We start from the raw sequence: 10365 nt of genomic DNA on the forward strand, positions 1-10365 counted from the left end.
CCGGCGGATACCGCCGAGGAGATAGGCTGGACGGCTGTGTCGCCTTCCCAGCCCTCTTCCCCTCAGCCCGACCCGATAGCCGGACCGCCGGCCGACGGGGACGACGTGGCGCCCACCGCGCTCACCTCCCGCGCCCCGCACGTCCCGGCCGACCGCCTGGTCGCCGAGATGGTGCCGCCGCCACGCTTCCAGGACGCCCGCTTCGACACCTACATCCCCGACGCCCGGCAGCCCAGCCAGGCCGAGGCCGTCCAGGTGCTGAGCGACTTCGCGGACGGCATCGAAGCCGGGACGGGCGCGGGCACCGCGAAGCGGCGCTGGTTCGCCAGGAAGCCGGCGGCCCCCAAGGGTCCGCGCGGCGTCTATCTGGACGGCGGCTACGGCGTCGGCAAGACGCACCTGCTCGCCTCCCTGTGGCACGCCACCCCGGCCCCGGCCGAACGCAAGGCCTTCGGCACCTTCGTCGAGCTGACCAACCTCGTCGGCGCGCTCGGCTTCCAGCAGACCGTCCGCACGCTCGGCGACCACAAGCTGCTGTGCATCGACGAGTTCGAGCTGGACGACCCCGGCGACACGGTCCTGGTCTCCACCCTGCTCGGCAAGCTGGTGGACGCCGGCGTGGCGCTGGCCGCCACCTCCAACACCCTGCCCGGCAAGCTCGGCGAGGGCCGCTTCGCCGCCGCCGACTTCCTGCGCGAGATCCAGGGCCTGAGCGCCCACTTCCGTCCACTGCGGATCGACGGCGAGGACTACCGCCACCGCGGTCTGCCCGAGGCCCCCGCCCCGTACGACACCGAGACCGTCACCCGCGCCGCCTACCGCACGCCCGGCGCCTCGCTCGACGACTTCCCCTCCCTGCTGGAGCACCTGTCGAAGGTCCACCCCAGCCGCTACGGCGCGATGTGCGACGGCATCGAGGCGGTCTGCCTCACCGACGTCCAGGCGGTCCCCGACCAGTCCACCGCGCTGCGCCTGGTGGTCCTCGCCGACCGGCTCTACGACCGCGAGGTGCCCGTACTGGCCTCCGGCAAGGCCTTCGACGAGCTGTTCAGCGACGAGATGCTGCGCGGCGGCTACCGCAAGAAGTACTTCCGGGCGATCTCCCGCCTGACGGCGCTGGCCCGCGACGCCAAGCCGCTGGTCGCCGACGAGGCGCCGTAGGGGAACTCCGGGCCCTGGCCGGCCGGTCCACCGGGAGGTCTACGACTTCCGGTAGTGCCGGGCCAGGGCGTGGAAGGCCTCCTTCGGCTCCCAGGGCACGGCGGCGTCGCCGCGCTCCCCGTCCAGCACCTTGACGATGCCGTACGACCCCAGGTCCTCGTCCCGGAGCGGATCCTTGCGGTGCGGCAGGGCGTAGCAGACGAAGCTGAACCAGAAGGTCGTGTCGACCCCCTCCTCCTCGAAGAGCGGCAGCAAGTCGTCCATGTAGCGGACCTGTTCGCCCTCGTCGCGCACGGTCCCCGGTGTGACGGTGCCGTCCGGCTGGACGACGAGCCAGCCGGCCGCACCCATGTCCCCGGCTCCGCGGTAGGCGCAGCAGCCGGCCTCGGTGACCACGACCGGCTTGCCGTGCGCGAAGTACGCCCGCAGGTCCTCGCGGTAGGTGGCGGCGTTGCGGCTGCTGCGGTACGCGTCGACGCCGACGAGGTCGAAGGGCGTCCAGTCGACGTGCTCGATGGGGATCGACGCGTAGCTGAGCGGGCCGCCGAACCGCGGCCGGACGGCCCCGGCCACCTCGGCGAGGAAGGCGTTGACCGGCTCCGGGATCGCGGCGAGCGCCTTCTCACGTACCTCCGGTGCGGCCCGCAGCGGCTCCATACGGTCGTTGAAGGTCTCGCCGGGCAGGTAGCCGCGGTTGAAGATGCTGATCTCGCAGCCGGTGGCCAGTACGACATCGGCCCCTTGGCGCCGCAGTTCCTCGGCGCGGTCCGCGCACTCGACGAAGTACGGCAGGAGCTGATCCTCCGTCATCTCGCAGGGGAACGGCGAGTACCAGACCGCGAGCCCGACCTCCGCCGCGGCCTCGGCCGCCGCGCTGAGCCGCCCGGGGTCGCCGCCGGTGATGCGCACGGTGTTGCAGTGCAGGTCCTCGGCGATGACCCGCATGTCGCGCGCCGCGAGGTCGGGGGTGAATCGGGGGTTCGTGGTGTCGCCGTTCGGAAACGTTCCGGTGTCGTACTGCACGCCCTTGCCACGCATGGCACCCCTTAAGGTTCGTCGCGTATCTTATCCGCCACGTAAGATACACACTGTGCCTAAAGATGTGAACAGTGAGGCGTCGCCCCCGGGGCGCCGACGCAGGGGCGCCGCACTGGAAGCCGCCCTGCTGGACGCCGCCTGGGAGGAACTCCTCGCCGTCGGCTACCACGACCTGACGTACGAGGGCGTGGCGGCCCGCGCCCGCACCAGCCGGACGGTGCTCTACCGGCGCTGGCCCGAGCGCCGCGACCTGGCCCTGGCCGCCCTGCGGCACCGCACACCGCCACTGCCCCCGCCGCCACCGGACACCGGCGCGCTGCGCACCGACGTCCTCGCGCTGCTCGACCAGATCACCACCCGGCTGTCGGCGATCACCCCCGTCCTGGAGGTGCTCACCGACAGCCGGACCCGCGGCACCGACCTGGGCGATTTCATGGCGGAGCGCTCGCGCGAGGCCGACGGGGGCGCGATGGCGCAGGTGCTCGGCCGCGCGGCCCGGCGCGGAGAGCTCGACCCGTCCCGGATCCCCGCCCGGGTCGCCGCCCTTCCGATCACCCTCGTGGCCAGCGGGATGCTGATCACCCATCGCGCACCCTCGGAAGCCGACGTCACCGCGATGGTCGACGAGGTGTTCCTCCCGCTGATCGCGCACTACGGCCGGGCCGGCTCCCGGACCGCGGACTCCGCGGCGGAACGGGAAGAGTGACCGGCCCGCGCCGCCTGGTTCCCGGCGGCGCGGGTGCGTGGTACACACAAGCGGGTTACATCACCTGTCCGCCAACAGGGAGTGGCCCATGTCTGCGACACGACGTCAGATTCTGACCAGAGCCGGCGCGTTGGGGGTTTCCCTCGCCTTCTCCGGAAACGTCACCGAGATCTTCGCCGGGACCGCGACCGCCCAGAGCATGGGGCGGCGCGGCTACGGCCCGCTGGTCCCCGACCCGGCCGGTCTGCTCGATCTGCCCAAGGGCTTCCGGTACCAGGTCCTCTCCAAGGAGGGCGACCCGCTGCCCTCCGGGGAGGGCAAGGTGCCCAGCAACTGCGACGGTATGGCCGCCTTCCCCGGCCGCCACGGCGGTACCCACCTGGTCCGCAACCACGAGAACCGCACCGGCTCCCGCTCCGCCGTCCCCCGGGTCCGCGACCTGACGTACGACCCCGGTGGCGAGGGCGGCTGCACGGCCCTGGAGCTCGACCGGAACAACACCGTGCGCTCCGAACGGGTCGCCATCGCCGGTACCTCCACCAACTGCGCGGGCGGTCACACCCCGTGGAACACCTGGCTGACCTGTGAGGAGACCGAGTTCCGGGCCGGTGAGGAGAACTACACCAAGGACCACGGCTTCATCTTCGAGGTCGATCCGTACGACCCCCGCCGGACGGGAGCCGTCCCGCTGACCGCCATGGGGCGCTTCCAGCACGAGGCCGTCGCCGTGGACCCCGGCACCGGCACGGTCTACGAGACCGAGGACGCCTTCGAGAAGCCTTTCGGGCTCTTCTACCGCTTTCTGCCGAACAAGCCGATGGGCGGGCGCGGTTCGCTCCGGGCCGGCGGCCGTCTGCAGGCCCTGCGCGTCCCCGGAGTGCCCGACCTGTCCACCATCCAGGAGCCCGGCACCACCTTCGACCACGTGGAGTGGGTGGACGTCCCCGACCCGCTCGCCCGTCGGACCCCCATCCGCTTCCAGGACTTCGGCCCCCAGGGCATCACCCACGCCCAGAAGCTGGAGGGCTGCTACTGGGGCGGCTCCTGCGTCTATTTCGTCTCCAGCTTCGCGCACCGCGACGACGGTTCGGCGGCGGACCACTACGGCCAGGTCTGGAAGTACGAACCGAAGCGGCGGCGCCTGACCCAGGTCGTCGTCTTCGGGCCCGACACCGATCTGCAGCTTCCCGGCGAGTCCCCCGACAACATCTGCCTGGCGCCCAGCGGCGGCCTGATGGTCTGCGAGGACGGCGAGGGGGCCCAGCACGTCTTCGGCCTCACCCGGCACGGCGAGGTCTATGCGATGGCGCGCGGCCGCCAGAACATCGGCACCCCGCAGAAGCCGGAGTGGGGCGAATTCGCCGGCGTGACCTTCTCACCCGACCACCGCACGATGTACGTCAACTGCTACACACCGGGGACGACGTTCGCGGTGACCGGGCCGTGGCAGCACTGATGCGGCGGGCCGGCGCCGACGCGGCGGGACCAGGCTGACCCATGGGGTGGCCGGTCGCGCGCGGCGTCCGTGCGGCGGCCGGTCACCCCGAGCAGGCGGTGCGCTGGGCCTCCTGCCATTCGCACACCGGGCAGAGCACGATGCCGGGGCGGTCGGCGGGGTACTCGGTGGGACGGCCGCAGTGCAGGCAGTCGGCGCGGGGCACGGGGGCTGTCGGGCCGGCGGCGGCGGTCGTGCCCGCGGCGCCGGTCGCGCCTCCGTTGCCGGTCGTGCCCGCGCGGCCGGCCGTATCCGGGCTGGTCGTCGGCTCCGTGCCGGTCGTCGTATCGGCGCTGGTGGTCGGGGGAACGTCGGTGCCTGCCATGGTGCCGAGGGTACGCCCGCGCCCCGCGAGCACGGGCCCCGCGCGGGTCAGTTGCGGCGGGAGCTGAGGGCGCAGGCGGCGGCCGTGGCAGCGGCTGCGATCAGGAAGGTGAGGGCGAGCGGGAGCCAGGGGGTGCTGATCGTGCCGTGGAGGGAGCCGGTGACCAGGCCGGTGACGGCGGCGTTGGCGGGCGAGGCACCGAGGACGAGCAGCAGCAGCGCGGCGGTGAGACCTGCCGGGATGCTCCAGGCGGGGCTGCGCAGGACCGGCCAGTTGCACAGCGCGCCGATCGCGGTGCCCATCAGCAGGCAGGCCAGCGCGGCGAGCAGCCCCGCGGCGGCCGCGGGCAGAACCGGGACGGCGACGCGGTGGTCGGTGGAGCGCGGGTCGGACAGCAGCACGGCCGCCGCCGTACCCAGCAGCGCCAGCAGCGTCGCGGCACCGGCCGCGGTGAGCACACCGGCCAGGTGCACCCGGCCGGGCCCGGCGGCGGCCGCGGCGCAGTTGCGGGCGGCCGACGGCTCGTTGGTGACACAGACCCGGGTGAGCCATACCGCTACGGGCAGCAGGCCGCCCGCGGCGTAGCCGAACGCGTCGAGGATCGGGCCGCCGCTCTGGACGCCGATGGCGAGGAAGGCGGCGTAGCAGATGACCGGCGGCAGCCAGCGGTGCGAGCCGATGAGCAGCGCGGCCTGGTAGCGGAGGAGCGCGATCACAGGGAGGGGCCTCTTCAGGGTGTCGGAGTCGGGGCGGACGGGGCGGAGCCGGAAGCGGGCGGGGCGGGGCGCGTCGGAGCCGGGCCCGGAGCCGGGGCGACCGAGCGGATGTGCCACGGCGGACGGGCGGCGAGCAGGGCCCGCAGCAGGGCGTCGGAGTGGGCGGCCGCGACCGTCAGCCGGATCGCGCCGTCCGGGCCCGGCGCGATCTCCGGCCCGCCGGGAAGCCGTGCCGCCCCAGCGGGATGCCCGGGCCCTCCACCGGCCCGCGCCGCCGCCCCACCAGGCGCCGGCACGCTCCCCGGTGGGCCCTCCACGTCGATGATCACCCGCGGACCGCTCGCCGCCACCGCGCCCGCGGCGGGCCCACCGCCCTCCTCCTGGGGCAGCAGCCGCCCCTCCGCGACCCGATAGCGGGCGTCGGCCGCGCCGGCCAGCCGGTGCGGGTCGTGGTCGACGAAGACGACCGTGCCACCGGCCGCGACCCGCTCGGCGACGGCGCGGTCGAGCACCTCGCGCGCGCCGCGGTCCAGGCCGGTCCAGGCCTCGTCCAGCACGAGGAGTTCGGGCTCGGCGAGCAGGGCCTGGGCGACCGCGACCTTCTGGCTGGTCCCCTTGGACAGCTCGCCCAGTCGCGTATGCGCATGCCCGGCGGCGCCGAAGCGTTCGAGCCACTCGGTGGCACGGCGGGCCGCTTCGGAGCCGGGTACGCCGTGGATGCGGCCGAGGTGGGTGAGGTAGCCGACGGCGGTGAAGGGCATGGCGGCCGGGAAGCGTTCGGGTACGTAAGCGCTGCGCGGCCGGCCGGTGATCCGCCCGGTGCTGGGGCGGTCGATGCCGGCGAACAGCCGCAGCAGGGTGGACTTTCCGCTCCCGTTGGTCCCCTCGACGCGCAGCAGCGCACCCGCGGGCACGTCCAGATGGACGTCCTTCAGCACCCAGGGCCCGCGCACCCCGTAGCGCCGCCCCACCCCGTCCAGCCTCATCCGCTGTGCACCTCCACTGCCTCCGGCTTCCTCCGCCGCCGTGCCGTCCCGACGGTAGCCGGAGCGGCCGCCCGGTGCGCCTGCGGGTACGCACCGCGCTCAGCCGCGTACGGCGTGAACCCGGGGCCCGTGGAGTGCAGTTGGCCGCCCGCCGCCCTCCGCGGACGGCCCGCCCCGTACCGGCCTCACCGGCCGCGAGGCCGGCGCCGGGGTTGTCAGTGGTGGCTGGCAGACTGGTCGGGTGACCAGCACCGAGACCGCCGGGCAGCCCGGCAACGGCTCCAGCAGCCCGTTCCAGCACGCAGAGACCGACCGGGACGCGGCGCCGCAGTTCGTGCTGCCCCTGGTCGCGCGGATAGAGCGGGCCGAGCCGCCGGCGCGTACGGACGCGCTGGAGACGGCCGCGCGGGCGGTGCTGGTGCTGCTGTCGGACGAGCGGTCGGCCGGGGACGGCGAGTGGGCCGGGGCGGTGCGGGCCTGGCAGGACGCCCGGATCCGGAAGGTGGTGCGGCGGGCGCGCGGCGCGGAGTGGCGGCGGGCCGAGGCGCTGCCGGGCATCACCGTCGGCGGTGACCGCGCCGAGGTGCGGGTCTATCCGCCGGTGCCGCTGGACGGCTGGCCGAAGGACCTGGCGCGCCTCCAGGTCTCGGGCACGGAGCTGGACGACCCGCAGCCGCCGAAGGCGCCCGCTGAGGGGCTGCCGGTGCTGTGGCTCAACCCCGAGCTGGAGATGTCGGCGGGCAAGGAGATGGCGCAGGCCGGGCACGGCGCCCAGCTGGCGTGGTGGGAGCTGTCCGAGGAGGAGCGGTCGGCCTGGCGCGCGGCGGGGTTCCCGCTGGCCGTCCGGTCCGCGGAGCGTACGCGCTGGGAGGCGCTGACCCGCAGCGGGCTGCCCGTGGTGCGCGATGCGGGCTTCACGGAGATCGCCCCGGGCTCCTGCACAGTGGTCGCCGACCACCCCGCGCTGCGCAAGGCGCTGCCGCGGCCCCTCCCGCAGTAGCCATGGTCCGTCACCCCGCCCCGTGGCAGCCCTCTGGAGAAGCGGACCGCGGCATGGACCGGTGACTCGCCGCCGGGGTGCGGAGGTAGGGGCGGTCGCGTGTGCCGACGGCGCCGACCGGCCCGGTGGCCCGGAGGACGACGTCGAGGGCACGTTGCGGGTCGGCGGCGTAGATACCGCTGGCCCAGGCGGCGTTGGCCTCGACCACGGCCCAGCGTCCGTCGACCACTCCCACGTCGACGACGATGGCGGTGGGCAGCGTATGGCCGCAACCGGCCAGCAACTCCGCGCCGAAGGCCGACGCGTCGGCGGGCAGCGGCCCCAGACGCAGCCTTCCCCGCTCGGCGTACTGGCTGCCGGTGTGCACCACACCGTCGAGCAGATGCAGCCGGTACTCGGCGGCGAACTCCACCACGTCGCTGACCAGCACGGGTGTCTGCGGGTCCAGCTGGTCCGGACCGGGCAGCCGGGAGCCGTCGGTGTAGACGACTGCCCGTATTTCCTTGTCGTTCGGGGACTTGATGAACGCGGGGCGACGCAGCGCGTACGCCTCGCGGATCGGCATGGCGAGGACCTCTCGCCGCGTGTACGCGTAGGGCAGGCGCGCCAGCCAGTCCTCGGGTGCCTGCAGCAGGGCGATGCCGAGTGCGGGTGCCACGACGTCGGCGAAGCTCGGCCCTGCGTGCAGGTGACCGGCGCGCAGTCCGTCGGGTACCGCGAACGTGGGCAGTTGCACCGTGTGCAGACCACGACGGTGGGCGGCGTCGCGCACCGCCTCCGCCGAGGCGGTGAGCCGGGGTGGCAGAACGAGAGTCATAAGCGTCGATCATGGCGGAGGGCCGGCAGGTCTCCCACCGAAATACCGGAGCCCCGCCGGCCCACCCCAAAAGCCCTGTACCCGTCCCCCGACCTGGCGTGGGCGTCCCGGCCCGCACCCCAGGGCCGGAGGGCTACTCGGCCGGCAGGGCCTCCCGTATCGCCTGGGCGGTGGTGGTCGCGTCGTAGCCCTCGGGGACGCCGTCGACCAGGATGATGTCGCCCTTGATGTGCCGCGAGCGCAACGGTGCGATCTCCTGGTACGCGGGTGAGTCCCACCAGGCCCGCGCCTCGGCGATACCGGGGAAGCCGATCAGCACGACGTGCCCGGGCCAGCCGCCCTCCTTCACTTCGTGCTGCGCCGCATGCACGAGGAAGCGGCCGCCGTACGGCTCGAAGGTCGCGGTGATGCGCTCGATGTACTCGGCGATCTCCGGGTGCGGAGCGGCTTCCTGCAGGTGGGCTATGGCATAGGCGGGCATGGCGTCCTTCCGTTCCGTTCGGTTGGGCTCCGTCATGCCGACGATCATGGCATGCGGACCCGCCGGGGGTGAGGGCTTCGCGCTGGTCGCCGCGGTGCCCGCCGCGCCGTGACTCCGCTCAGAAATTGCCGTAGTTGACCTGCCAGGTCGGCAGGCCCATCCGGCGCCAGACGGCGACGACGCGGTCGCGGTCGTCCAGGGAGACGCGCACCGCGAAGCGGTGGCGGACATGGCGGTCGAAGAGTTCGGCCTTCACCACGTCGTCACGGCGGCCGTCGCCGGCGGCGCGCATCCACAGCTCGTCGTAGGGGACGTCGTGCCGGCGCAGCCACTCCTCGGTCCGCTCGCGGTGCTCCTCTCCGCGTCCCGACAGCAGGACGACGACGTCGTCGTCGGCGCGCTGGAAGGAGCGCAGGGCGTCGCGCACCGAGACGTTGAGCAGGTCCTCGCCGCAGCGGGAGAAGTCGTAGGGGCCGCGGTCGCCCCTGATGGCGAGCGTGCCGTCGATGTCGCACAGCACCGCCGCCGGAAGGGCCGGGTCGGCGGCGTACGGCTCGACCGGCACCTCGTCGTTGAACCACTCCGCGGTGAGCCGCCAGCCGCCCTGCCTGGCCTTGGCGTGCTTGTCGGCCAGGAGCCGGATGATGTCCTCACCGGCCGTGCGGTCGCGCGCGGCGTCGCGCCGTATGCACTCCTCGACCGGGACGTCGGTGAAGTCGTGCACGACGAAGGCGGCCTGTCCGCCCACGGCGGCCTTCAGGCGCTTGGGGATGTGGGGCGTCAGGTGCGTGTTGTCCACCACGACGTCGAAGCCGTCGTCGACGGCGGCCCGTACGGCCGCGTCCTGGATCGCGAGCACGGTCTGCTCGTGCGCGTACGACCGGCGCTCGGGCGCCGGGATGTCGAGCATGGTCCGCAGGTCGTCGAGGTTCACCCGGCGCATCCGGCCCTCGGACTCCGCCTGCAGCCTGCGCGCGGCGGTCGTCTTGCCCGAGGCCGGGAGCCCCGTCATGACGTGTACTTCGGGCACGGTCAGTTCTCCTCGTCGTTCTTGAAAGGGTCGGATGCCTCCGGCCGGAGGGAACGGTACGTCACCAGCTCCGTGGGACGCCCGTCCAGGCGCTGGAACATGGCGGGCCGGACGGCGGCGTCGGGCAGCGCCTGCGCGGCGCGGGCGAAGGCGCCGCGGTCGCCGGCGAGGTGGGCCAGGGAGCGGTAGGCCTCGTCGATCGCGTGCTCGCGGTCGGCCACGTCCTTCTCGATCCGCGCGATCACCTCGTGCACCCAGGCGTCGAACTCGTCGGGCACCTGCTCCAGCAGCGCGTCCAGGGGCCGGCCGCCGGACGCCTCGATGTCGGCCGCCGAGCATCCCAGCGCCTGGGCCACCTGCTTGGCGGGCAGAGCGGCGAAGCGCTGGATGCCGTGGCCGCGCCAGATGTCCCGCTCCGTCACACCGGTGAGCACCTTGTGCAGCCGTACGTACTCGGCGAGCTTGGCCTTGGCCCGTACGCCCGAGGCGAAGCGCAGCACGAAGCCCTCGGCGTCGGTACCGGGGGGGGGGGGGGGGGGGGGGGGGGGGGGGGAAAAGGGGGGGGGGGGGGGGGGGGGGGGGGGGGGGGGGGGGGGGGGGGGGGGGGGGG

The 10365-nt window shown here is 74.0% G+C and carries 12 protein-coding genes; 4 read left to right on the plus strand and 8 right to left on the minus strand.

Annotated features, from left to right (window positions below):
- Positions 1-36: 36 nt before the first annotated feature.
- The gene (gene zapE, locus AC0680_RS21980; RefSeq protein WP_478631244.1) at positions 37-1161 is read left to right on the plus strand and encodes a cell division protein ZapE; all 1125 of its coding nucleotides are present in this window, start codon (positions 37-39) and stop codon (positions 1159-1161) included.
- Between the two features lie 39 nt (positions 1162-1200).
- Here zapE and AC0680_RS21985 read toward each other — a convergent pair whose 3' ends face one another.
- The gene (locus AC0680_RS21985; RefSeq protein WP_478631246.1) at positions 1201-2199 is read right to left on the minus strand and encodes a hypothetical protein; all 999 of its coding nucleotides are present in this window, start codon (positions 2197-2199) and stop codon (positions 1201-1203) included.
- A 52-nt stretch (positions 2200-2251) separates the two neighbouring features.
- On the opposite strand from AC0680_RS21985, the gene AC0680_RS21990 reads away from it, so the two are divergent.
- Positions 2252-2905, plus strand: a complete 654-nt coding sequence (locus tag AC0680_RS21990) for a TetR-like C-terminal domain-containing protein (protein WP_478631249.1) — start codon at positions 2252-2254, stop codon at positions 2903-2905.
- 88 nt (positions 2906-2993) lie between these two features.
- The gene (locus AC0680_RS21995; protein WP_478631252.1) at positions 2994-4361 is read left to right on the plus strand and encodes an alkaline phosphatase PhoX; all 1368 of its coding nucleotides are present in this window, start codon (positions 2994-2996) and stop codon (positions 4359-4361) included.
- An 82-nt stretch (positions 4362-4443) separates the two neighbouring features.
- Here the strand turns inward: AC0680_RS21995 and AC0680_RS22000 are convergent, their stop codons facing one another.
- The 3 genes from AC0680_RS22000 to AC0680_RS22010 are packed head-to-tail and all read right to left on the minus strand — an operon-like array spanning position 4444 to position 6427.
- A complete protein-coding gene (locus tag AC0680_RS22000; RefSeq protein ID WP_478631254.1) occupies positions 4444-4725 on the minus strand; it encodes a hypothetical protein in 282 nt (93 codons plus the stop codon).
- Positions 4726-4772: 47 nt separating this feature from the next.
- The gene (locus AC0680_RS22005; RefSeq protein ID WP_478631257.1) at positions 4773-5441 is read right to left on the minus strand and encodes an ABC transporter; all 669 of its coding nucleotides are present in this window, start codon (positions 5439-5441) and stop codon (positions 4773-4775) included.
- Between the two features lie 14 nt (positions 5442-5455).
- Positions 5456-6427 (minus strand): ATP-binding cassette domain-containing protein, encoded by a 972-nt coding sequence (locus AC0680_RS22010; protein WP_478631260.1) that lies wholly within the window; start codon positions 6425-6427, stop codon positions 5456-5458.
- 241 nt (positions 6428-6668) lie between these two features.
- Between AC0680_RS22010 and AC0680_RS22015 the strand changes: the two genes are divergently transcribed.
- Positions 6669-7427, plus strand: a complete 759-nt coding sequence (locus AC0680_RS22015; RefSeq protein WP_478631262.1) for an aminoacyl-tRNA hydrolase — start codon at positions 6669-6671, stop codon at positions 7425-7427.
- A gap of 10 nt (positions 7428-7437) precedes the next feature.
- Here the strand turns inward: AC0680_RS22015 and AC0680_RS22020 are convergent, their stop codons facing one another.
- The 4 genes from AC0680_RS22020 to AC0680_RS22035 form a co-directional block, all read right to left on the minus strand.
- Positions 7438-8244, minus strand: coding sequence for an ATP-grasp domain-containing protein (locus AC0680_RS22020; protein WP_478631266.1), 807 nt, complete (start codon positions 8242-8244; stop codon positions 7438-7440).
- A 133-nt stretch (positions 8245-8377) separates the two neighbouring features.
- A complete protein-coding gene (locus AC0680_RS22025; protein WP_478631294.1) occupies positions 8378-8725 on the minus strand; it encodes a DUF1330 domain-containing protein in 348 nt (115 codons plus the stop codon).
- Between the two features lie 118 nt (positions 8726-8843).
- Positions 8844-9755 (minus strand): phosphatase domain-containing protein, encoded by a 912-nt coding sequence (locus AC0680_RS22030; RefSeq protein WP_478631268.1) that lies wholly within the window; start codon positions 9753-9755, stop codon positions 8844-8846.
- 2 nt (positions 9756-9757) lie between these two features.
- Positions 9758-10255, minus strand: coding sequence for a hypothetical protein (locus AC0680_RS22035; protein WP_478631270.1), 498 nt, complete (start codon positions 10253-10255; stop codon positions 9758-9760).
- Between the last annotated feature and the right edge of the window lie 110 nt (positions 10256-10365).

Source organism: Streptomyces sp. NPDC043738, from assembly GCF_056436545.1.